A 22,330-nucleotide genomic window follows, 5' to 3' on the forward strand; every position below is an offset into this window, starting at 1 on the left:
TAATGGAACGGCCGGCTCCGAGGCGCCTGCATGGTTGTGCGCAGCGGCAAGGAGCTTCGATGATCGACGGATTGATTGCAGGGCGCCTCATGGGCGAAGCCTCACGGCGGGTAGACAAGGCGGGGCGCGGCTATATCGTGGCGCGCGTGCTGGCTCGCAACCGTGTGGATGAGGAATTCATCGTCAATGTCATCGCCTTCGATGACGTCCCCTGCGCCGCGTTGCTGGCGCTGCGCGATGGCGAGTCGCTCACGCTGTCCGGCGGGCTGACGCCCAAGGTATGGACAGACAAGCAGGGCATCGTCCGCCCGAGCCTGGATATGGTGGCTACTCACGTGCTGACGGCCCACCAGGCCAGCGGCCATGAGATGAAAGCGGACTTCTAGTTTTATCGCTTATGTCTGCATCGCAGATCAGCACCGCCCAGCTCAGCCTGCTCAAGGCCTGTCTGGTGCCTGCGGAGGAGGTTGAACCGCACTGGCGCGATTGGCGCGGGCGCATCGACCTCGAACACCTCGACGAGGGGTCGAACCGTTTGCTGCCACTGCTGTACCGGCGGCTGGAAGCAGCGGGCCTCCATGATCCCGAGATGGCGCGGCTTCGAGGCATCTACCGCTACCACTGGTGCCGCAATCAACTGCTGCTGGCCGAGCTGCGCCGGCTGCTGGCGGCACTGCACGATCTGGGCGTTGAGGTGCTGCTGCTCAAGGGCGCCGCGCTGATCCACCGCTACTACCATGATCCCGGCATCCGGCCGATGAGCGATCTTGACATCATGGTTCGTCCGGCGGACATGAAGGCAGTGTTCAAGCTGCTGCGCGAGCGTGGCTGGCAAGCCAGGGTACAGGCCGATCTGGACCAGATGCAGACGCGCCGGTTGATCCACGCCGTCGATTTCCGGCGCGACTGGAACGGCCGCGGGCTTGAAATCGACGTGCACTGGACCCCCTTGCACCGGTCGACCTGGCCCGGCGCCGAAGAGGCGTTCTGGGTGCGTTCGCTGGCCACCAGCGTGGACGGCCTCCCCTGCCGTGTGCTGGAGCCGACCGATCAGTTGCTGCACACCTGTCTGCATGGCGGCGCGTGGAACGCGATGCCGCCCCTGCGCTGGGTGACCGATGCCTGCTGCATTCTCCGCGGCGATGCCGAGGCCATCGATTGGGAGCGCTTGATCGAGGACGCGCACCGGCACCATGGCTTTCTCATGCTGCGCGCGGCCTTGGGCTATCTGCACGAGGCATTCGCCGCACCGGTGCCCGAGGCGCCGATGCGCCAGTTGGCCATGAACCGGCCCAGCCGCGCGGAGCGCCTGGAGCATCAGTTGCAGACGCACCAGATCGCCGCGGCCCGGCTGGACCAGTTGCTGCTGCTGGAGTGGTTCAATCACTCCAGGGCTTACCAGCGTGCCGGCATGCTGGCTCGGTTGGCCGACTTTCCGGCCTATCTCAAGCTGAGCTGGAAACTCGACCACTGGCACCAGGTGCCCGGTTTCGTGATCCGCCGGCTGGCCGCAAGGCTGACCGGCAAAGCCTATTCTTCCCGTTGATGACCATCGCTACTAGCCAGCCTAGCCCGCTTCTTGTCAGCGTCATCGTGACCTGCTACAACCGTCAAGCCTATCTGGCCGAGGCGCTCGACAGCATTCTTGCGCAGCGGTTTACCGGCTACGAGATCGTGCTGGTGGACGACGGCTCCACCGATGATTCGGCACGCATTGCCGCCGAATACGCCGAGCGCCACCGCGGCTGCCTGCGCTATCACCATCAACCCAACCAGGGCGCGGCGGCTGCCAAGAACAGCGGCGTTCAACTGGCCGCCGGCCGCTATCTGGCCTTCCTCGATTCTGACGATATCTGGACGCCGGAGAAGCTGGAGACCCAGATGCGCGATGCCGGCAGCCGGCCGGATATACGCATCCGCTACGCCCACGGCCGCCAGTTCCTCAGCCCCGAGCTGGCGCCCGATCAGCGGGCACGCCTGCATTGCCCGGAGCAGCCGATGCCGGCGCCGACCACCGGCACCCTGCTGATCGAACGCGCCGACTTCCTGCGCATCGGCGGTTTCCGGAGCGACTTGCGGGTGGGCATCGATATCGAATGGCACCTGCGCGCGCGCGCATCCGGCATGGCCATGGCCACGCTGCCCGAGGTGCTGCTGCTGCGCCGGGTTCACCCCGGCAACTCCGGTTTTACGGAGCGCGATGCACGCAAGCAGCACTCGGCCATCCTCAAGGAGCACCTGGATCGCATACGCGCACGCGCTCCATCACGTTAGGTTACTAGGGCGTGTCATTAATTAAAACCCCCACGCGCTGGCTCGCCCTGAGGATGGATACGCGAAGGCAGGCGCAGGCCGTAGTGGTCTACGGTCAAGCCTGGCGACAAAGTAGACGCCGCAGGGCGAGCCAGCCCGTAGGGTTGCCAAGCCAGGGGGCGCCATGCTTTGTTGCGGCTCGCTTGTGTACAGTAGTACACGGCGCTCACCACGCCTAGCCTGACACCCCCTGGCTTGGCAACGCGTGGGGGTTTTAATTAATAACACGCCCTACACTCGCCAGCCATGTCCGATTTCTACCAAGACGAGAACCTGCAGCATGCCTTCGCCGAAGGTATGGCGGCGAGCTACACCGCTGCTGCTGAGCGCCGCGAGGAGCGGGTGGGCGTGATGCTGGCAGGTATCCCTATCGAGCTGCGCTTTGCCAGCCCGGCGCTGAGCGCCATCCTGCTGCCAGCGCTGCGCCATCTGCCGCCCATCCCCGAAGGCCAAACGCCGGGGCTGACGATTTCAGCGTGGGACCGAGCGGGCAGTGGCATCGCCGCGCCGCCACCGCCTTTCGACAAAAAGCGCATCACTGATCGTGGCGATATCTGGGGCTTTGCCAGCCGGCGCTATCGGCTGGCTTTTCATTACAGCGAATTTTCCGTGAGCCTGTTCGACCGCGAGCACGGAAACGGCTATTTCTGGATAGACGATGCAGCGGGCCTGCCTTACTGGAGCGCCGCCGCGCCCTTGCGTACCTTGCTGCATTGGTGCATGGAAGCCAGCGGGCACCAATTGCTGCATGCCGCCGCTGTCGGCACGGTGCATGGCGGCCTGCTTCTGACCGGGCGGGGCGGCCTTGGCAAATCCTCCACCGCGCTGACGGGCCTGCTGAACGGTATGGATTTCGCTGGCGATGACTATGTGGCCGTGGTGCTGGAGCCAAAGCCCCGGGTCTATCCGCTGTACAGCTCGGCCAAGGTCAACCGCGACCAGATAGGGCGCTTTGCGGCTTTGGCCGCGCACCTGCGCAATCCCGGCGGCGGCGACGACGAAAAAGCCATCTTTGACCTGCTGCCCGCGTACCGGGCGCAGATTCCGGACGAAGGCATGCCGATCCGCGCCATCCTGGTGCCGGGGGTGGCCGATCAGGAAGAATCCGTGATCGATGCCGAGATCGGACTGGATGCGGTGCGCCATGCCGCTGCTTTTTCCACGGTGGAGCAGTTGCCTTATGCGGGCAAAGGCACTTATGACTTCATCAATGCGCTGACCCAGCGTGTGCCGGCCTTCCGCCTGCGCTTGGGCCGCGACCAGGCCGCGCTGGCGGCAAGCCTGAAGCACTTGCTGGCCCATCCGCTGCCTGCCGGCGCGCGCGCCCATGCGCCCTCGGCCGATTGGCCGCTGGTCAGCGTGGTGGTGCCCGTCTACAACCGCGAGCGCATGCTGCCGGAGGTGCTGGCCAACATCCGCAGCCAAGGCTATCCGCAGTTGGAGATCATCGTCGTCGATGACGGCTCCACCGACCGCACAGCCGACGTGGCGCGCACGCAGCCGGATGTCCGCCTGTTCGAGCAGCCCAACGGCGGCCCGGCGCAAGCCCGCAACCGCGCCATCATCAACGCGCGCGGTGAATTCGTCGCCTGCCTGGACAGCGACGACCTGTGGCCTGAGGGCATGCTCGTGCACCTGGTCGATGCCCTGCGCCGCGATCCGCAAGCCGACGTGGCCTACGGTTGGGCGCAAATGGCCCGAGTGGGCGCGAACGGTGATACCGAGTTCGAAAGCAACCCGCTCGAAGGCTTTCCTTTCTACCTCTCCGGCACCGTGTTTCGCCGCCGGGCGTTCGATCAGGTCGGCCTGCTCGATCCGGAACTGCGCTTCGGCGAAGATGTCGACTGGTTCAACCGCGCGCGCGAACGCGGCACCAAGGTGCTGCGTTTGGATTGCGCCTCTGTGATCGTGCGCCGGCATGGCGGCAACATGACCTACGGCAAGAATCTGGTGCAGCTCAATGTGCTGCGTGTTGCCAAGAAAGTGCTGGACCGCCGCCGCGCCGCTGCGCTCCCCAGTTCAAGCCAACCCTGAGAAATCACAAGAAAGCTCAACATGTCTCTCAGTTTGCTCAAACTGCCCCACGGCGACATCGTGTTCGAGAACTACGAAGACGAGATGGTTCTGCTCAACCTGCCCGAAGGGATCTACTTCACGCTCGATCGTGTCAATGCCGATGGTTTGCTCTGGCTGCTCAGCGCTCCGAGCGGGGAGGCTGCGCTCGAAGCCGTCTGCGCACGCCATGCCGGCGAGGCAGGCGAGATCGAGACAGGCCTCACCCAATTGATGGAGTTGCTGACCAGCGCCGGCCTGGCGCTCCCGCGAGCCGAAGGCGAACCGGGCCTCACGCTGGACATCGGCCCGGCCCAGCCAGGATCACGTTATGCGCCGCCGCGGCTCGAGCGCTACGACGACATCGAAGACATTCTCAAGTTTGATCCAGTGCATGAAGTCACCGAAGCCGGATGGCCTACGGTGCGTGCCGATGCGACTGGGCAAGGTTGAACGCGGAGCAAGCCCGCGTCGAGAGGACTGCTAGTACCCCAGCGTTTTTCCATCCGGATTGCGCGGATCGGAATACCCCCAGAACTCGTTACCCTGGATCTGGATGGTCTGGGTGCGGCCCATGGAAGCCTTGACGGCGACGTTCTGCCCGCGCTGTTTCAAGAGGGCGATGGTGTCGGGCGAGAAGCCTTTTTCCAGACGCAGCTCGTCAGGCGTCCACTGATGGTGGAAGCGCAGGGCGGAAGCCGCTTCGGCGGGGTTCATGCCGAAATCGATGCCATTGACCACTTGCTGCAGCACGGTGGTGATGATGCGCGCGCCACCCGGGCTGCCGGTGACGAGCCAGGGTTTGCCGTCCTTGAGCACGAAGGTGGGTGTCATCGACGACAGGGGGCGCTTCTTCGGGCCCACGGCGTTGGCATCGCCACCCACCAGCCCATAGGCATTGGGCACGCCGGGCTTGGCGGAGAAGTCATCCATCTCATTGTTCAGCATGATGCCAGTGCCGGGCGCCACGATGCCTGAGCCGAAGTTGGTGTTGAGCGTGTAGGTCACAGCGACGATGTTGCCCGCCTTGTCCATCACCGAGTAGTGCGTGGTCTGATCGCTCTCATAGGGCTGAGGCTTGCCGGGCTTGATGTCCTTGGCGGAGCGGGCCTTGTTGGCATCGATGGCCTTGACCAGTTCGTCCGAATATTTCTTGGAGGTCAGCCCCTTCAGCGGGATCTTCACGAAATCAGGATCGCCCAGGTATTCGCTGCGGTCGGCATAGGCCAGCTTCATGGCTTCGGCCATGTGGTGCACGGTCTGGGCGCTGTTGTGGCCCCAGTCCTTGATGGGCCAGTGCTCCATCATGTTGAGAATCTGCACCAGGTGCGCGCCGCCGGAGGAGGGGGGCGGCATGGTCACGATCTGGTAGCCGCGGTAGTTACCGCGCACCGGTTCGCGTTCGACCACCTTGTATTCGCGCAGATCCTGCGCGGTGATCGGGCCTTTGTTCTTGGCCATGTCGGCAACGATCTTCCTGGCGATGTCGCCTTCATAGAAGGCCTTGGCGCCATCGCGCGCGATCAGGCGCATGGATTGGGCCAGGTCTTTGTTCACCAGCAGATCGCCGGGCTTCAAAGGGGCGCCGTTCTTCCAGTAGATGGCTTTGGTGGCTTCCCATTTGCCCATGTTCTTGGTTTCCTGGCTCAGCACCTTGGCCAGAGTTTCGCTGACGGGGAAGCCCTTATCAGCCAGGTCAATGGATGGCTGGATCAGCTTGGCGAGAGGCTGAGTGCCCCATTTTTGCGCGGCATGGGCCATGCCCGCCACGGTGCCGGGGACGCCGATGGCCGAATGCGTGTAGAGCGATTTGCCGTCGATCACGTTGCCCTTGTCATCAAGGTACATGTTGCGCGTGGCGGCGATGGGCGCTATTTCGCGGAAGTCGAGCGCGATGTCCTTGCCGCTCTTGGCATCGTGCACCATCATGAAGCCGCCCCCGCCCAGGTTGCCGGCGTTGGGCAGCGCCACGGCCAGCGCGAAGCCCATGGCCACGGCGGCATCGATGGCATTGCCACCGGATTTGAGTACGTCCAGGCCGATGCGCGAAGCCAGTTCCTGCTCACTGGCGACCATGCCATTGCGTCCCACCACAGGGTGGAACACGTCCATGTCGAAGTCATAGGCGGCGGCTGCGGCCTGTGTGGCGGCGGTAGCGGCCTGCGGCGCGGGCTGGGCGACCGGCGCGGTGGCGGTGCCGCAGGCCGTGAGCACGGCGAGGGCGATGCTGCCTATCAGGAGGCGATAGGGTTTGTCTTTCTTCTCTGCGAGCATGAGAGTCTCCTTGTCTCAGGTTGATCGGACTGTGCACGGCCTTGGCATCGCGCGATCACATGAACTTCTCTACCAATCCTCTTGCTGATTCCAGGCAGGGAAGGCGAGGCCGCGCGCCCAGTATAGGCCGTGCGATTGCGCAAGCGTCACTCCACGATCAAGCCTTTCAACTCAGGATCGTCGGGCGGATAGCGCAGATCGAGCGATTTCAGCCGGTCGCGCACCATGGTGGCGATCATCAGGTTGCGGTGCGTCTTGCTGTCCGCTGGCACCACGGTCCAGGGGGCCCACTTGCTGGAAGTGGCATTCAGCAGGGCGTCGTAGGCTTGCTGGTATTCCTTCCATTGCTTGCGTACTTCCAGATCGCCCATGGAGAACTTCCAGCGCTTGGTTGGGTCGTCCAGACGTTCCTGCAGGCGCCGTCCCTGCTCCTCGAAGCTGACGTGCAGCATGAACTTCATGACGATGGTGCCGGTCTCCACCAGCAGCCGCTCGAAATCATTGATGTGCGCGTAACGCTGCCGGGCGCCCTTTTTATCGATCCAGCCGTTGACCACCGGCACCAGCACGTCTTCGTAGTGGCTGCGGTTGAATACCATGAGTTCACCGCTTCTGGGCATCTGTTGATGGATGCGCCACAGGTAGTCGTGGGCACGCTCTTCCTCGTTGGGGGCCTTCCAGCCGACGGCATGCACGCCCAGGGGGCTGGTTTCCTTGAATACGGCGCGTATGGTGCCGTCCTTGCCGGCCGTATCGGTGCCCTGCAGGACCACCAGCAGCTTGTACCGCCGGTCCGCATAGAACAGATCCTGCAAGGCGTCGATCTCGGTGGCCAGTTCCATCACGGTGGCGCGGTCAGCGGCCTTGCTACCGCTGGAAAACGGCTTGGCGGCCGGGTCGCAGTGCTTGAGGTCGAAGGATTCTCGCGCGCCAGGCTGCCAATCCGCCAAGCGTGCGAAGCCGTTGTTCTTCTTTCTTGTTGCCATGCCGGGGTTCCCACCTTAAATTCAACGAATACGCTCAGATTTCTGAAGCGAGCCCTCTTTGTACAACAGCCGCCACAATATTCCTATGAACCCCACCCAGCTCTTTGATCCCGCATCCTCTACATACACTTACATTCTTTACGATGAGCGCTCCCGGGAGGCGATCATCATCGATCCAGTGGACGAGCAGATCGACCGCGATATGAGCTTGCTGGCACAGCTCGGCCTCACATTGCGCTGGACGGTGGAAACCCACGCCCACGCCGATCACGTGACCAGCGCTGCGCGGCTGGCCGAGTTGACGGGCGCGCGCATGGCGGCGCCGGCGGGGTGCGACGTGGGTACCGCGGCCACCCAGCTCAAGGATGGCGATGAGCTGGCTTTCGGCGGCGAGCGGGTGCGTGTGTTGCATACCCCGGGGCATACGGCGGGAAGTGTCTGCTTCTACTGGGAGCGCCAGGCCACGGGTGAGCGCGATGAAAAGCTGAAAGGCCCTGGCGCCCGCCACGATCTCCGCCATGTCTTTACCGGCGATACGCTGCTGATCGGGGGATGCGGCCGCACGGACTTCCAGTCTGGCGACGCCGCGCAGCTCTACCGCAGCATCACCGAAGTACTCTTCAAGCTGCCCGACACCACCGTCGTCTGGCCGGGCCACGACTACAAGGAGCGTACGCAATCGACCATTGCGCTCGAGAAAACGACCAACCCGCGCGTGACGGGCAAGACGCAGGAGGAATTCGTGACCTTGATGAACAACCTCAACCTGCCGCGCCCCAAGCGCATGGACGAAGCTGTGCCCGCCAACCAGCGCTCCGGCTTGCGCCAGGAAGCCGGCAGCGGCAGCGCGGAGCCCAATCCGGCTGAAGGGTATGCGGGCGACATCACGCCGCAAACCGCCTATGAATGGATGAGCACGGGCGAAGCCGTGCTGGTGGATGTGCGCACCGATGCCGAGCGCGAGTGGGTGGGCTTTGTGCCCGGTGCCGTGCCCGCGGCCTGGAAGCAATGGCCGGGGATGGCGCTCAATCCTGATTTCGACAGCACCGTCAAGGCGGCGGCCGAAGGGGGCAAGACGCTGGCGCTGCTGTGCCGCAGCGGGGTGCGCTCCGTGGCGGCCGCCAAGCGCGCGACTGAGTTGGGCCTGACCGCCTACAACATCCTTGGCGGCTTTGAAGGCGATCCCGATGAGCATGCGCATCGAGGGCGCAAGAACGGCTGGCGCCTGGCGGGACTGCCCTGGCGCCAGAATTGAACGACCGTCACGCCCGCGCAGCCCACTCCTTCAGGTAGCGCACGACTGCTTCCGCAGCGTCAAACTTGAGCGGCATGCGATGGAGCAGGCCGATCGCGTCCGGGGCGCCTGGTACAGGCAGCGGGAGCCGCTTCAACTGCCCGGAGTCCACGAAGCATCCCAGGTGGCTTTCCAGCCCGACATAGAGCAGTTGCAGGCGGCACACAAGAGCCACGCTGACGGCCAAGGTCCGGGTGCCCACACGGGCGAGCTTGGGCGGATTGTCCATCTGGCTGCACAGCTCAAGGAAGGCACGATGCGGCGGTGATCCGGCGGGAGGCAGCAACCATGTTGCGTCGGAAGCGGCGCTTATGCTCAGTGCGCGGTGTTTTGTGAGCGGGTGGTCGCTCGCGCAGTACACCCCGAGGCCATCATCCTGGAGGGGAGTGAATACATACCCGTCCTGAATCTCCACCGAAGCCCGGCACAGAACCATGTCTACTCCATCGTCCTGGCATAGGGCCGCGATTTCGGCGGCTTCGATCTCCCTGTAGTCAATCCAGACGTCTGGATGGAAGGCGCATAACCCGGGCAACGCCGGTGCGATGATGGACGAGCTTGCCGCGGAGATTCCCGCGATTCTGACTACACCGTTGGCCCCTTGTCCGATGTGCGCCGCATCGCTTGCCAGCATCTCGATGGAAGCGAGAGTGCGCTTCAGCGCAGGAAGCAAGTGCGCGCCTTCGCGCGTCAAGCGTACGCCTCGCGCATGACGGTCGAACAGCGCAAGGCCGAGCAACTCCTCGATGCGATTGAGCGCCTCCGTCGCTGAGGGCTGGCTCATGCCAAGGTGGGCGGCTGCTTTCTGGATGGCGCCGAGCTCCGCCATGCGCACGATCAGCTGCAACTGCCGAGGGCGGACATAGTGAAGCAGGCGTCTGGTCAAGGACGCTGAAACGTCCGCTTGAGGAATAGGCATGGCATCAAGATATAGGTGAATCCTATTGCTTGGTGGAATTTGTACATTGTCACCTGGACAGTGGTCCCTAAGAATCGAGCGCCAATCGATTCACCCACGGAGACATCATGCGCCACGCGTTCGATCTGACAAGCCATGCTCGGAGAGCCTTTCTCTTTCTGATAGGGGGCACGGCATGCGCGCTGGCAGGCTGGCCGGCCGTCCAGGCACAAACCTATCCTTCGAAGCCGGTCACCCTGGTCGTGCCTTTTCCGGCCGGAGGCGCCACGGACACGGCCACTCGCCTGGTGGCTACTCATCTCGGTCAAGTCCTGGGGCAGACCGTGGTGGTGGAGAACGCTGCCGGGGCATCTGGGGCCATAGCGGCGCAGAAAGTGGTCCGAGCCAATCCTGACGGGTACACCCTCCTGGCTGGAACGATCAACGAGGTGGTGCTCGTACCTATTGCCAATCCGGGGACGCCCTACAAATACAAGGACTTGGCTCCCATCGGTGAGATCGGGGTCACGTCCTTTGCCTTGGTCGCCAACCCGAAAGTCGCGGCCAATGACATAGACGAACTGCTGGCCCTGGTGCGCAAGAAGCCCGGATCCGTCAACATCGGCATTCCTGGCGTGGGAACACTTCAGCACGTGGCTGCGGCGATGCTGGCACAGCAGGCCAAGGTGAACTGGGTCACGGTTCCCTACAAGGGTGCTGCGCCCTTGAACGCTGACTTGCTTGGGGGCCAGATCGATCTGGCTGTGATCACCCTTCCGTCGGCAATTGGCTATATCCAGGAGGGCAAGCTGAAGTCGCTTGGCCTCATGAGCCTGAAGCGTGATGAGCGTTCAGGGGATTTGCCGACCATCAATGAAGGGCATGAGATCAAAGGCTTCACGACGGATGCGTGGCTTGGTTTGCTGGCCCCTGCGAAAACGCCTCCAGCCGCGATTGCCAGGATGAACGCGGCTCTGAATGAGACCTTGAAAAAGCCTGACGTCCGCGAGGGTCTGGTGAAGCTGGGTTTCCGCCTGGAAGAAGGGTCTTCCGCGCAATTCGGCCTATTGCTGGCCCGAGAAGATGCGAGATATCGGCAGGTGGCGTCTACCGTCAAGTTCGATCGCTGACCTCGGACGTTTTGCATGATCTGCCTTTCCGACGAAGCTTCGACCACCCCAGCCGGCCAAGTCTTGCGGGAGATATTTTCCGCGCGCTCGAGCATTGCGCGCATCATGGCCTTCGAGGCCGCGTTGGCGCGCGCGCAGGCGCGCCGCGGATTGATCCCTCAGGCCGCTGCCGACGACATTGCCGAGAAGGCGCATCTGGCGTTTTTCCCCCAGGATGAATGGGAGCGTCAGCGTGCGCGCCTGGGGCATCCGCTGGTGGCTATCCTTGAAGCGTGGATGACAGGACTGGCCCCTGAAAGCAGGGAATGGCTGCACTATGGGGCCACGACGGCAGATCTGTTCAATACGGTCCTGATTCTGCAATTGCAGGAGGCCGGACACCGATTGGTCGATCAGTTGCTCGATATCGAGAAATGCCTCGCGAAACTGGCTGCTGAATACCGTGATACGCCCATGGTGGCGCGCACGCTGGGGCGTCATGCATTGCCTTTCACCTTCGGCATGAAAGTTGCCACCTGGCTTGCGGAGCATGGCCGCAGCATCGAGCGCTTGCAGGTATGGCTTCAGAAATATCGTTCAGGAATCCTGAGTGGCGCCGTCGGCACATACGCGGCTTTCGGCGACCAAGGCCCCGCGATCGAACGGGAGGTCATGGCCGAGCTGGGGTTGGCGCCTCCGGAACCGGTGGACTGGAAAGGCAGCCGGGACCGATTCGCCGAATTCGGGTGTGCCGTGGCTCTGGCGGCCAGAACCTGCGGACATATTGCCCAAGAAATCTTCCTGCTCAGTGGCGATGACCTGGATGAGGTGCGGGAGGCCAATGGGGCGGTGGGCTCTTCGACCATGCCTCACAAGGCGAATCCCACGTTCTGTATTGATGTCGTCTCGCGGTCGCGCGAAGTCAGCGCGCGGTTGCAGCCGCTGCTGGAGTGGATTCTTGTCGTGTACGACCGGGACTCTTCGCAGCATGGGGATGCGCTGCGCGATATGTGCGTCGGGATGGGTGACCTCCTTGCCAATCTCAGGAGCTTGCTTGCTGTGTTGGTGGTGCTGCCCGAGAACATGCAGGCCAACCTTCATCGGACCAAGGGAATGATCCTGTCGGAGGCGATGGCCTTCGCATTGGCCAGGCGCGTGGGCAAGCACACCGCTCATGTCCAGATGCAAAGGCTGACCCGTGCCGCGCGCGAACGCGGATGCTCGCTTGAGGAGGCTGCGTTGTCCGATGACAGCTTTCGCTCCCTGCTGACGGAGGTGCCGGATCTTCTGGAGGTGGCCAAGTACACAGGGCAGGCACCGCAGATCGCCGACGCCGCCGTCGAATGGGTTCGTCAGAGGCGCTAGCGGGCTGAAGTTCTTACCAGGCGTGCTGCTCGTTATGAGGGAACGATCCGTCCTTGACGGCTGCCACATAGGCCGCAAAAGCAGCATCGATGCCTGGCGCCCCGTGCATGAAGTTGCGCACGAACTTCGCCATGCGTCCCAGATTCAGGCCCAGCATGTCGTGCATGACCAGGACTTGCCCCGCCGTGCCATTGCCCGCGCCAATGCCGATCGTCGCGCATGAGCGCATATCGCTGGTGATGCTGGCCGCCAACTGGGCGGGAACCATTTCCAGCACGAGCATCGAAGCGCCGGCTGCTTCAAGGGCTGCCGCGTCGGCCCGCATCTGGTGGGCGGCTTCGGCCTGGCGCCCCTGGACCTTGTAGCCGCCGAGCGCGGCGACGGTCTGCGGGGTCAGCCCGAGATGCGCGCAGACGGGAACGCCCCGCGCCGTCAGGAAGGCGACGACGTCGACCGTCCAGCCGCCGCCCTCCAGCTTGATCATCTGGGCGCCTGCCTGCATGAGCTGTATGGATGAAGCGATCGCCTGTTCGCGCGATTGCTGATAGCTGCCGTAGGGCAAATCTGCGATCAATAGCGCCGCGCTACCGTGGCGTTCGAGCCCGCGGGCCACGCATTGCGTGTGATAGCTCATCTCCTCCATCGACACGCCGACGGTGGAGGTCCTTCCCTGGCAGACCATGCCCAGAGAGTCGCCGACCAGAAGGCAGTCGACACCTGCTGCGTCTGCCACCGCCGCGAATGTGGCGTCATAGGCCGTGAGCATCGCGATCTTTTCCCCGTCCGCCCGCATCTGGGCAATCCGGGTGGTGGTGACCTTCCTGCGTTTCTGATCCACGCCTGGCTGGGGCTGGGCGCCGCCATAGGGCGCGGCGGCCGCATGGCCCGGGTCGGGGGAGACTATCCCTTCTTTGGGTTTGCTGTTTGTCATTTTCGGATGATCCAGGAGAAAGAAAAAAGCAAAAAAGAAAACCGCTTCATTGAAGGCGGTTCCACAGCGCGCATTCTTTCATGGATGGGATGCCCCGCTCTTTTTTGTTGGGCGGTGGCCATCATCCTTTGGTTTTCAGATATTCAAATGCGCGGAGATTCGTTGGCCTTCGCGGCAAGGGCTTGCAACATGCAGTCTTCAACCTCACCCACGGAGCATCTGTATGAATACGCGTCTCAACCCTGCCAAGGTTTCACGTTCAGCGGCCGTCAAGAATCGTCTCGATCACCCCGTCATCGATACGGATGTCCACGTGAATGATTACACGCCCGTCCTGGAGGACTATATCGGGCAGTACGGTGGCAGCAAGCTGGTGGACGCCCTGCGCAAGGCGCTGGGCGGGCGGTTCGTGACCCGCAACGGCGGAGGCAAGGACTGGTATCAGCAAACGCCCGAGGAGCGGGCCTACCACCGCACGCTGCGTGCGCCATGGTGGGCGCGCGTGACGCGCAATACCTACGATCTGGCGACCTACACCATTCCCGCGCTGCTGCATGAGCGCCTGGCTGAGCAAGGCTCGGACTACTCGGTGCTGTTTCCCAATGATGTGCTGTCGCCCGCTGCGGCAGGCACGGAGTTCCGCCAGCCGCTGCACCGTGCGCTCAATCACTTCCATGCCGATCAGTACCGCAAGTACGCCGACCGCCTCACGCCGGTGGCGGGCATTCCCATGAACACGCCACAGGAAGCGATCGAAGAGCTGGACTTCGCGATCAATACGCTAGGCCTGAAGGTCATCAATATCCCGGGTGGTGTGCGCCGGCCGATTCAGGCCATTGCCGACAAATACCCGAAGGAGCAGCACCCCGACATTGCCAAGCATACGGGCTATATCGATTTCTACGGCATTGACAGTCCCCATGACTACGATCCGTTCTGGGCGAGGGTAGTGGAGCTCGGCGTGCCGGTCACCACACACTATGGCAGCCAGGGCTGGACAGGGCGCAGTTCGATCACGAACTACATGAACAACCACATCGGCCACTTTGCCGATGGTTCGCAGGCGTTCGCGAAGGCGCTGTTCTTTGGCGGCGTGACGCGGCGCTTCCCCGGACTGCGCTTGGGCTTGCTCGAAGGCGGCGCGGACTGGGGTTCGCATGTCTATACGCATCTGGTCGACCGCTGGGAAAAGCGCAACCGGGAGGCCGTGCGCAACTACGATCCGGCGGAAGTGGATGTCGATCTGCTCGAAGCCCTATTCGAACGCCACGGCGCGGAGTTGCTGCAAGGCCGCAAGGTCGACAAAAGTTCTCTGGTGCGTGACAGCCTGGGCATTTCGGCATTGCCGCACAGCCGCGAGCCTCGTGAGGAGGAACTGGACGATTTCGCGCTGGCTGGCATCGAGAAGGTGGAGGACATCCGCGCGCGCTGGGTGGATTCGTTCTATTTCGGCTCCGAGGCGGACGACCGCACCGTGGCTGCGGCGTTCAATGACCGTGTGAATCCCGGCAAGGTGAAGATCAATGCGATCTGGTCGTCCGATGTGGGTCATTGGGATGTGCCCGAGTTCACCGAGCCGCTGGCCGAAACCTGGGATCTCGTGGAGCAGGGCGTGATCTCGCCGCAGGATTTCAAAGCCTTCGTCTTCGGCAATCCGCTGCGTTTTTATACCGAGGCGAATCCGCGCTTTTTCGAAGGTACGGAAGTGGGCCGCAAGCTGGCCTCAGCACCCACGAGCGCCACCACGCGGAAGAAGTGAGGGGAGGGTAGTTCCAATGGCTTTTCAGATTTTCTCTACGATCCGCCGGTGGTATGGTGCGCTTGGGGCTGCGCTGCTTCTAGGGGGGCCTTGAGCGCGCATGCGGCGCCGCCGGAAACCGTTCGCATTGGAGTGGCGACCGCTGGCGGTGGTGATCCGGTCACTTGGGGCGGCTCACCCGGCAGCGTGGCACGCAACCAGCGCTGGCTTGAAGATGCCTTCAAGGACTCCGGCGTCAAAGTGGAGTGGCTCTTCTTCAAGGGCGCTGGTCCCGCCGTGAACGAGGCGCTTTCCAACAAACAGATCGACTTCGCGTATCAGGGCGATCTGCCATCCCTGGTAGGCCGCTCGAACGGATTGAACACCAAGCTGCTGTTGGCGAGCGGCACCCGCAACAACCTCTATCTGGTTACGCCCGCCAAATCCGACATTCAATCCATTCAGCAGTTGAAGGACCGCAAGGTCTCGATCTTCCGAGGTACCAACGGGCATCTGGTGGTGGTCAACCTGTTGGCTGCCAATGGCCTGACAGAGCGTGACATCAAGGGCGTGAACCTGGATTCCGGCAGCGCGCAGGCGGCACTGGTGTCGAACGGGGTGGACGCGGCCTTTGGCGGTTACGAGTGGTTCAAGGTGCGCGACCAGGGGCTGGCCCGCATCGTGTTCTCTACCCAAGGCAAGGACCCGGCGTTTACACGGCAGGCAGGGCTGGTGGTGCGTTCGGAGTTCGAGCAGGCGCATCCGCAGGAAGTGCAGCGCGTGGTCGATGTCTTCGTGCGCGCTGCGCGGTGGGCCTCCGACGAGAACAATCGTAGCGCGTTGTTCGCCGAGTGGGCCAAGAGCGGAACGCCGGTGGCTTCGTGGACGGCTGAGTTCGAGGGCCAGTCGCTGGCACAGCGAAACTCTCCCTTGCTCGATGATTTCGTGGTGGGCCGCTACAAGGCCGTCGTGAGCGATGGGCTCAAGCTCAAGCTGCTGCGCAAGAGCGTGACCGTGGAAGACTGGGTCGAGCCCAAGTACTTGCGCGCCGCGCTCAAGAGCCAGGGACTGGAAAACCACTGGACGCCTTACGACAAGGCAGGCAAGCCTCTGGCGGCTCCTGCCTCGGTGGCTTCCGCCCGCTGAGACCGAACCAGGAGCACGAGCATGAGCGCCAAACAGACATTCACATTGTGGCCGACAGGGGCCGGCGGGCTGCCTGACCTACTTCCGACTGGAAAGATCGCCGCGCAGGTCCGCCGCGCGGCTTACGCAGCGGCACCCTGGCTGTTGCCGCTTGCATTGTTCGCGCTGTGGAGCTTGGGCGCCGCGCAGGGCTGGATCGCGCCACAGGTGCTGCCGGCACCGGCGCAGGTGTGGGAGGTTCTGCGAGATCTGGCCGTGAGCGGTGAGCTTTGGACGCACGTGGCCGCCAGTTTGCAGCGGGTGCTTGTCGGCTTCGCGGTTGGCGCTGTGCTTGGGCTCGTGCTGGGCGCCGCCATGGGCCTTTCACGAAGGGCCGAAGCGTATCTGCTGCCCAGCTTCAACGCGCTCGTGCAGATCCCGGTGCTGGGCTGGCTGCCGTTCGTGCTGCTGCTTGTGGGCATTGGCGAGCCGCTCAAATATATTCTCATCGCCAAAGCCGCTATGGTGCCGGTGGCGCTCAACACCTTGCAGGGATTCCGGCAGACACCGGCCTCATTGCGCGAAGTGGGGCGAGTCTATGGGTTCAGCCAGCGGCAACAGGTCCTGGAGATCGTGCTGCCGCACGCCGTGCCGACCTTGTTCACGGGGCTCCGGCTGGGCTTCACCAAAGCCTGGTTGTCGCTCGTGGTGGTGGAACTGGTGGCTTCGAGCGAAGGGCTGGGCTTTCTTATCGTCTATGGGCGGCAATTGTTCCAGCTCGATCAGGTGATGGCCGCCGTGATCGTGGTGGGGGCCATCGGCTTTGCTATCGATCGCGTCCTGGATGTGGCCGAGCGGCGCATGGCCCGGGCGAGGAGCACGCGATGAGCGCGCTGGCCAGCAGCAGCGACCGTGCGGAGCTGTCGTCCACGCTGACGCCGCTGCGCTTGCGTGGCAGCGGGCGTTGGCGTGGCTGGGTGCTGCCGCTCGCGGCGCTGGCACTGTGGTGGCTTTCGTCGCACCTGCAACTGGTGAACTCCGCGCTGCTGGTGTCGCCGGAAAAAGTGGTGACCACAGCCTGGGAGCAGATCGAGAGCGGCCGCTTGTGGCGCGCGCTGTCCGCGAGCCTGGCGCGCGAGGCCACGGGCTTTCTGATCGGCACGGTGGGCGGACTGGCCCTGGGCGCACTGCTGGGGCTCTCGCCCTGGTTCAACCGGCTGGTGGGGCCGAGCTTCAACACCTTCAAGCAGATTTCGCTGTTCGCATGGATCTCGCTCATTTCGGTGTGGTTCGGGTTGGGCGATGTGGCCAAGGTGGTCTTCCTGTCGCTCGCGGCGCTGGTGCCCGTGGTGGTCAACACCTGCGATGGCATCCGCACCACGCCTCCAGCCTTGCTGGACGTGGCGCGGGTGTACCGGTTCACGCGGTGGCAGACCGTGGCCCAGGTGGTGCTGCCCGCCGCGTTGCCCGCCATTTTCACGGGCATCTACCTGGCGCTGATCTATTCGTGGCTGGCGACCATTGGCGCGGAATACCTGCTCGTGGCCGGTGCAGGCATCGGCAACACGCTGGTTGAGGGCAGCGAGCACTTCCGTATGGACCTGGTGCTGTTCGGCATGGTGGTGATTGGCGGCGTGGGCTGGCTGCTCAATGCATCCGCACGCGTATTGGAGCGGCGCCTGTCGCGCTGGCTTGGGCGAGCTTGAGGATCAAGGAGAGGACATCATGACCCATCGAAACGGCCAAACCGGCATCGGCAATGAGCTGAGCATCCAGCACCTGTCGAAACGCTATGCAAGCGCGCAGGCCGAGGGCGGCCAGCTTCAGGTGCTGCAGAACATCAACCTGCATGCGAGCGCGGGCAGTTTTGTCAGCATCGTGGGGGCAAGCGGTTGCGGAAAATCCACGCTGCTACGATTGATTCTAGGCCTTGACGATGAGTACGACGGACGCATCGAGCTGGACGGCAAGCCGATCCAGGGCACAGGGCTGGAGCGCGGCATCGTTTTTCAGGACCACAGGTTGTTCCCGTGGCTCACGGTGGAGCAGAACATCCTGGTGGGCCTGCGCAATGCGCCGCTGTCGAGCGCCGAGAAAAAGGAACGTGTCGCGGAGCACGTCGCGCTCGTGGGCCTTGCGGGATTCGAGCAATCCTGGCCCCATCAGATCTCAGGCGGCATGGCGCAACGCGTGGCCATTGCGCGCGGTCTCGTGAACCGGCCGCGCGTGCTGCTGCTCGATGAACCCTTCGGCGCGCTCGACGCCTTGACGCGCGCGCGATTACAGAACGAGTTGCAGCGCATCTGGCAGACCGAGCGGATCACTATGCTGCTCGTGACGCACGATGTGGATGAGGCGGTGTATCTTGGCGATCAGGTCGTGGTGATGGAGCCTCATCCGGGCCGCATCCGGCGCATTGTCGATGTGGACCTGCCACGGCCCAGGCACCGCAGCGATCCGCGCTTCATTGCGTTGCGCGACGACGTGCTGGGGGATTTTCTGGAGCCGCAGGCATTGGCTCAGGCTGCTTGAAGTGGCAATGAAGCCGTAAACTTCAATAGTCAATGGCTATTTTTAGCCTTCGCGAAGGCACAAGGTGGCTTGCAAACGACAACGGCGCCCAAGGGCGCCGTTGTCGTTTCCGATAGCGGATCGGCCGATCAGAGTGCTGGAATGCGCAGCTTCTGGCCCGGGTAGATCTTGTTCGGATCGCTCAGCATGGGCTTGTTGGCTTCGAAGATCACGTTGTACTTGTTGGCATCGCCATAGTATTTCTTGGAGATGGCCGAGAGGGTGTCTCCGCTGACCACGTCGTGGTATTGGGACGCGGTGCCTGGGGGGTATTGGAGGTTGTTTTCCACATCGCTCACGCTGGAGACGTTGCCCGCTGAAAGGCCAGCCTTCTCGGCGGCTTCCTGGCTGGGGGCATTGCCGCTCAACGACACCTTGCCGGAGGCGCCATCAAAGGCCACGGCGAGATTGGAAAGACCCAGGTTCTGCTTGTCGATATAGCTCTTGATGGCTTCGGCAGCCTTGGCGTTCAGGTCTGCCAGATTGGGCGCGCTGGACGCTGCTGCTGCCTGGACTTCCTTACCTCCGAACAGCTTTTCACCGGCATCCTTGATGAAACTGAACAATCCCATGCGATTTCTCCTTTGCGTTTGTAAACGGGGAATACGGCGTGCCGTGCACGCTCCGAGCACTTTAACCGCAGAGCATGGCATTTATTTCATCGCCAGGCAGTGCGCTGCGTAGGACAAAGCCGTTATATTGCGGAACCATGACGTTTCTGGCAATTGATGTCGGGAATACGCGACTGAAGTGGACGCTCTACGAGCGCACCGGGCCCGGCGCTGCCGTGCTGGCTTCAGGCGCGGAATTCCTGGAGCAGATAGACCGCCTGGCCGAGGGGGCCTGGGCTCGCTTGCCTGAGCCGGCCACCATGCTGGGCTGCATTGTGGCTGGCCAGGCGGTCAAGCATCGGGTGCAGGAGCAGATGGAAATCTGGAATGTCGAGCCGCGATGGGTCGTCGCCAGCAACGCCGAGGCGGGCTTGAGCAACGGCTACGATTTCCCTTCGCGCCTGGGCGCGGACCGTTGGGTGGCCATGATCGGCGCCTACCATCGCATGCTGGCCAAGGGGCCCGCACGGCCGATGGTGGTGGTCATGGTGGGCACGGCGGTCACGGTGGAGGCCGTGGACGCGAGCGGGCGCTTCCTGGGGGGGCTGATCCTGCCGGGGCACGGGATCATGCTGCGCGCGCTCGAATCGGGCACGGCGGGGCTGCATGTGCCTACGGGCGATGTGTGCAAGTTTCCTACCAATACCAGTGATGGCCTGACCAGCGGGGGTACCTATGCCATCGCGGGCGCTTGTGAGCGCATGGCCCAGCATCTGCGGCAGCACTGCGGCACCGAGCCGATGTGCATCATGACGGGCGGTGCAGGCTGGAAGATGCTGCCCAGCATGGGGCGGCCGTTCGAGTTGGTGGAGAGCTTGATATTTGATGGGTTGCTGGTGATTGCGCAGGAGCGCGAGGCGGTGATGAGCCGGCTTTGAGGGCTGCGGCTCATTCACGAGCGTGTCATACGCGACCGGTTCTGCGGCCTTTCGCTTTCGTATTGATGTATTGATCTCCCCATACGTCATGACCCCGACCAACCGCCGATCCGATTTCCGCCCGAGCCGTCTCGAAGATCGCAGGCCGCCCATCGTCCGAAGTCTGCAAGACATCGTGTAGCAGGGCGGCAGGGTGCCGTGAAATCCATGGCAGATCTGAGATCATTCGAATCTCGGGCTACCCGGATCGTCGGGGAATTCAGTCTATTTGAAGTGGGTTGCCTGCTGCATCACCCCGGCAATATTCCTACCCTTTGCCAGGGTGTTCTGAAGTTCTTTAGCAAACATCACCGTAGATTTGAAAAACATTTCCCAATGTTGATAAGCGAAAATTTATTTATCACAAATCATCCACACCATTGCATGTGATAGAGGGTGACTGGCAAGAGAGCCGTATTTTCAACCTATCAAGCTTGACTCAGGGAGGGGGATTTCATGCATGCGTTTAACTTGGTCCTTTGTCGAGGTCGCGCGTACCTTGTTGCAGCGGCACTTTTGCTTTCTGGGGGTATGGCACAAGCGCAGCCGGCGCTGATTACCTGCCCTGTTGGTCAAGGCTATTCCCCAACCCTGGCCGTGTGCGCGGTGGTAATTCCGGAAGCTACCCCAGACTCGGGAAACGCGGTGGCGGGCGCGGCCTCAACCCCCATTGCTGATGTACGAGCAAATGACGGTCTGCTTTGGGGTGGCCTCCCCCCGCAGAAACCGCAAGCGCCAGCAATTCCGCATTAACTGTGGTGACAGCAGCCTCCAATGCAGGTGTGGTGCTGAATACGACCACTGGCGCGGTGACGACGACGGCAGCCGTACCGGCCGGCACTTACACCATCGACTACCAATTTTGCGTCTTCAATCAGTTCACCAGCACAGACACAGGCAATGTGCTCAGTCCCACCGCAACCGATGGGGCTGCATGTGCATCGAGCACGGCCACCGTGACCGTCACAGGGTCGCCGGCTGTAACTTCCGTGCCGACGCTGGGCGAATGGGGGCTGATCGCGCTGACTTCGCTGCTGGCGACATTGGGGCTGGCGCGTATGCGCAGGCGCCCATACTGAGGGTTGAGCCGCCTCCGAGCTACTCCACCTTCACCTTCCCTTGCTGAATCACCGTACGCCAGCGCGCAATCTCGCTCGTGATGAGCTTGGCGAACACTTCGGGCGGATTGGGAGTGGGCTCGGCGCCCTCGCTGGCCAGGCGCCCGCCGACTTCCGGCGACGACAGCATCAGATTGATCTGCTGATTGAGCTTGGTGATCACGTCTTTCGGCGTATTGGCGGGCGCCACCACGCCATACCACTGGTCGGCTTCGAAGCCGGGGTAGCCGCTTTCGGCCACGGTAGGCAGCTCCGGCACCGCTTTCACGCGCTGCGGCGATGACACCGCGATGGCCCGCAACTGCCCGGCTTTCACCTGGGTCATCACGGCCGGCACGCCGGTGAACATCAACTGGATCTGGCCAGCCACCAGGTCTGTCACGGCCGGCGCCGTGCCTTTGTAGGGGACGTGCTGCATCTGTGTGCCGGTTTGCAGCTTCAGGTATTCGGTGGCAATGTGGGCGGCACTGCCGTTGCCACCGGAGCCGTAGTTGATCTTGCCGGGATTGGCTTTGGCGTAAGCCACCAGTTCCTGCACGGTCTTGGCGGGCACCGAAGGGTGTACCACCAGCACGTTGGGCACCCGCGCCACCCAGGCCACCGCCGCGAACGCCTTGATCGGGTCGTAGGGGAGCTTGGCGTACAGCGAAGGCGTGACCGCCAGCGTGCCGATGTGGCCCATCAGCAAGGTGTAGCCGTCTGCGGGTGCCTTGGCCACTTTGTCCGCGCCGATGGAGCCGCCGGCACCCGGCACGTTCTCGATCACCACCGGCTGGTGCCAGGCCTGCGTGAGCTGCAAGCCGATGGTGCGGCCCAGGATGTCGGTGGAGCCGCCGGGGGTGAACGGCACGACCAGGCGAATGGGCTTGCTCGGGTAGGCCTTGGCGTCTTCAGCGCGCGCGCTGACAAAAGGCGCGGCCAGGGCGCCGGCCGCCGCGGCGGCCATCAGGCTGCGGCGGCGGATGTTGACTCGGCGGTTTTCTGGGGTGGATTGGGTGAACGATTTCTGCATGGTTTGTCTCCGTTAA

20 protein-coding genes and 2 pseudogenes are annotated in these 22,330 nt (G+C 63.1%); 16 read left to right on the top strand and 6 right to left on the bottom strand.

The features are described from left to right. The first annotated feature begins 59 nt into the window (after positions 1-59). From WJU18_RS06035 to WJU18_RS06055, 5 genes are all read left to right on the top strand, one after another. Complete coding sequence (locus WJU18_RS06035) at positions 60-386, top strand: single-stranded DNA-binding protein (RefSeq protein WP_423459212.1); 327 nt, start codon at positions 60-62, stop codon at positions 384-386. An 11-nt stretch (positions 387-397) separates the two neighbouring features. Then, positions 398-1,546 (top strand): nucleotidyltransferase family protein, encoded by a 1,149-nt coding sequence (locus tag WJU18_RS06040; protein ID WP_423459213.1) that lies wholly within the window; start codon positions 398-400, stop codon positions 1,544-1,546. Then, complete coding sequence (locus WJU18_RS06045) at positions 1,546-2,274, top strand: glycosyltransferase family 2 protein (RefSeq protein ID WP_423459214.1); 729 nt, start codon at positions 1,546-1,548, stop codon at positions 2,272-2,274. Before WJU18_RS06040 ends, WJU18_RS06045 begins: the two co-directional genes overlap by 1 nt. Positions 2,275-2,559: 285 nt before the next feature. Next, positions 2,560-4,347, top strand: coding sequence for a glycosyltransferase family 2 protein (locus tag WJU18_RS06050; RefSeq protein WP_423459215.1), 1,788 nt, complete (start codon positions 2,560-2,562; stop codon positions 4,345-4,347). A 21-nt stretch (positions 4,348-4,368) separates the two neighbouring features. Next, complete coding sequence (locus WJU18_RS06055; RefSeq protein WP_423459216.1) at positions 4,369-4,818, top strand: hypothetical protein; 450 nt, start codon at positions 4,369-4,371, stop codon at positions 4,816-4,818. 30 nt (positions 4,819-4,848) lie between these two features. On the opposite strand, the gene ggt is transcribed toward WJU18_RS06055, so the two are convergent. Beyond that, positions 4,849-6,639: a gamma-glutamyltransferase gene (ggt, locus tag WJU18_RS06060; protein ID WP_423459217.1), complete on the bottom strand. Its 1,791-nt coding sequence runs from the start codon at positions 6,637-6,639 to the stop codon at positions 4,849-4,851. Positions 6,640-6,785: 146 nt separating this feature from the next. Continuing rightward, a complete protein-coding gene (locus tag WJU18_RS06065; RefSeq protein ID WP_423459218.1) occupies positions 6,786-7,625 on the bottom strand; it encodes a PPK2 family polyphosphate kinase in 840 nt (279 codons plus the stop codon). Positions 7,626-7,710: 85 nt separating this feature from the next. Here WJU18_RS06065 and WJU18_RS06070 point away from each other — a divergent pair. Then, positions 7,711-8,451: pseudogene (locus WJU18_RS06070) on the top strand (MBL fold metallo-hydrolase); the annotation flags it as partial. A gap of 72 nt (positions 8,452-8,523) precedes the next feature. Beyond that, positions 8,524-8,880, top strand: a pseudogene (locus tag WJU18_RS06075) (rhodanese-like domain-containing protein); the annotation flags it as partial. A gap of 7 nt (positions 8,881-8,887) precedes the next feature. Here the strand turns inward: WJU18_RS06075 and WJU18_RS06080 are convergent. Then, positions 8,888-9,805: a LysR family transcriptional regulator gene (locus WJU18_RS06080; RefSeq protein WP_423459219.1), complete on the bottom strand. Its 918-nt coding sequence runs from the start codon at positions 9,803-9,805 to the stop codon at positions 8,888-8,890. A gap of 140 nt (positions 9,806-9,945) precedes the next feature. Here WJU18_RS06080 and WJU18_RS06085 point away from each other — a divergent pair, with 140 nt between their 5' ends. Further along, the gene (locus WJU18_RS06085; protein WP_423459220.1) at positions 9,946-10,947 is read left to right on the top strand and encodes a Bug family tripartite tricarboxylate transporter substrate binding protein; all 1,002 of its coding nucleotides are present in this window, start codon (positions 9,946-9,948) and stop codon (positions 10,945-10,947) included. Positions 10,948-10,962: 15 nt separating this feature from the next. Then, positions 10,963-12,291, top strand: a complete 1,329-nt coding sequence (locus tag WJU18_RS06090) for a lyase family protein (protein WP_423459221.1) — start codon at positions 10,963-10,965, stop codon at positions 12,289-12,291. Positions 12,292-12,304: 13 nt separating this feature from the next. Here the strand turns inward: WJU18_RS06090 and panB are convergent, their stop codons facing one another. Beyond that, positions 12,305-13,222 carry a 3-methyl-2-oxobutanoate hydroxymethyltransferase gene (gene panB / locus WJU18_RS06095; RefSeq protein ID WP_423459222.1) on the bottom strand — a complete coding sequence of 306 codons (918 nt, stop codon included), beginning with the start codon at positions 13,220-13,222 and terminating at the stop codon, positions 12,305-12,307. 223 nt (positions 13,223-13,445) lie between these two features. Here panB and WJU18_RS06100 point away from each other — a divergent pair, with 223 nt between their 5' ends. The 5 genes from WJU18_RS06100 to WJU18_RS06120 all read left to right on the top strand — a co-directional run bounded on the left by WJU18_RS06100 (position 13,446) and on the right by WJU18_RS06120 (position 18,617). Next, entirely contained in the window at positions 13,446-14,981 is a 1,536-nt protein-coding gene (locus tag WJU18_RS06100) for an amidohydrolase family protein (RefSeq protein ID WP_423459223.1), read from the top strand. Positions 14,982-15,071: 90 nt separating this feature from the next. Then, a complete protein-coding gene (locus WJU18_RS06105) occupies positions 15,072-16,106 on the top strand; it encodes an ABC transporter substrate-binding protein (protein ID WP_423459224.1) in 1,035 nt (344 codons plus the stop codon). Positions 16,107-16,127: 21 nt separating this feature from the next. Then, entirely contained in the window at positions 16,128-16,973 is an 846-nt protein-coding gene (locus tag WJU18_RS06110) for an ABC transporter permease (RefSeq protein WP_423459225.1), read from the top strand. Continuing rightward, positions 16,970-17,791 (top strand): ABC transporter permease, encoded by an 822-nt coding sequence (locus WJU18_RS06115; protein ID WP_423459226.1) that lies wholly within the window; start codon positions 16,970-16,972, stop codon positions 17,789-17,791. Before WJU18_RS06110 ends, WJU18_RS06115 begins: the two co-directional genes overlap by 4 nt. A gap of 19 nt (positions 17,792-17,810) precedes the next feature. Beyond that, positions 17,811-18,617: an ABC transporter ATP-binding protein gene (locus tag WJU18_RS06120; RefSeq protein ID WP_423459227.1), complete on the top strand. Its 807-nt coding sequence runs from the start codon at positions 17,811-17,813 to the stop codon at positions 18,615-18,617. Between the two features lie 128 nt (positions 18,618-18,745). On the opposite strand, the gene lysM is transcribed toward WJU18_RS06120, so the two are convergent. Then, positions 18,746-19,228: a peptidoglycan-binding protein LysM gene (gene lysM / locus WJU18_RS06125; protein ID WP_423459228.1), complete on the bottom strand. Its 483-nt coding sequence runs from the start codon at positions 19,226-19,228 to the stop codon at positions 18,746-18,748. 137 nt (positions 19,229-19,365) lie between these two features. Here lysM and WJU18_RS06130 point away from each other — a divergent pair, with 137 nt between their 5' ends. Continuing rightward, positions 19,366-20,145, top strand: a complete 780-nt coding sequence (locus WJU18_RS06130; protein ID WP_423459229.1) for a type III pantothenate kinase — start codon at positions 19,366-19,368, stop codon at positions 20,143-20,145. Positions 20,146-20,942: 797 nt separating this feature from the next. Then, positions 20,943-21,263, top strand: a complete 321-nt coding sequence (locus tag WJU18_RS06135; RefSeq protein ID WP_423459230.1) for an IPTL-CTERM sorting domain-containing protein — start codon at positions 20,943-20,945, stop codon at positions 21,261-21,263. Between the two features lie 19 nt (positions 21,264-21,282). Here WJU18_RS06135 and WJU18_RS06140 read toward each other — a convergent pair whose 3' ends face one another. Then, positions 21,283-22,314 (bottom strand): Bug family tripartite tricarboxylate transporter substrate binding protein, encoded by a 1,032-nt coding sequence (locus tag WJU18_RS06140; protein WP_423459231.1) that lies wholly within the window; start codon positions 22,312-22,314, stop codon positions 21,283-21,285. Positions 22,315-22,330 lie beyond the last annotated feature (16 nt).

The sequence above is a fragment of the Ottowia sp. VDI28 genome (assembly GCF_049532675.1).
Lineage (GTDB): Bacteria > Pseudomonadota > Gammaproteobacteria > Burkholderiales > Burkholderiaceae_C > Ottowia.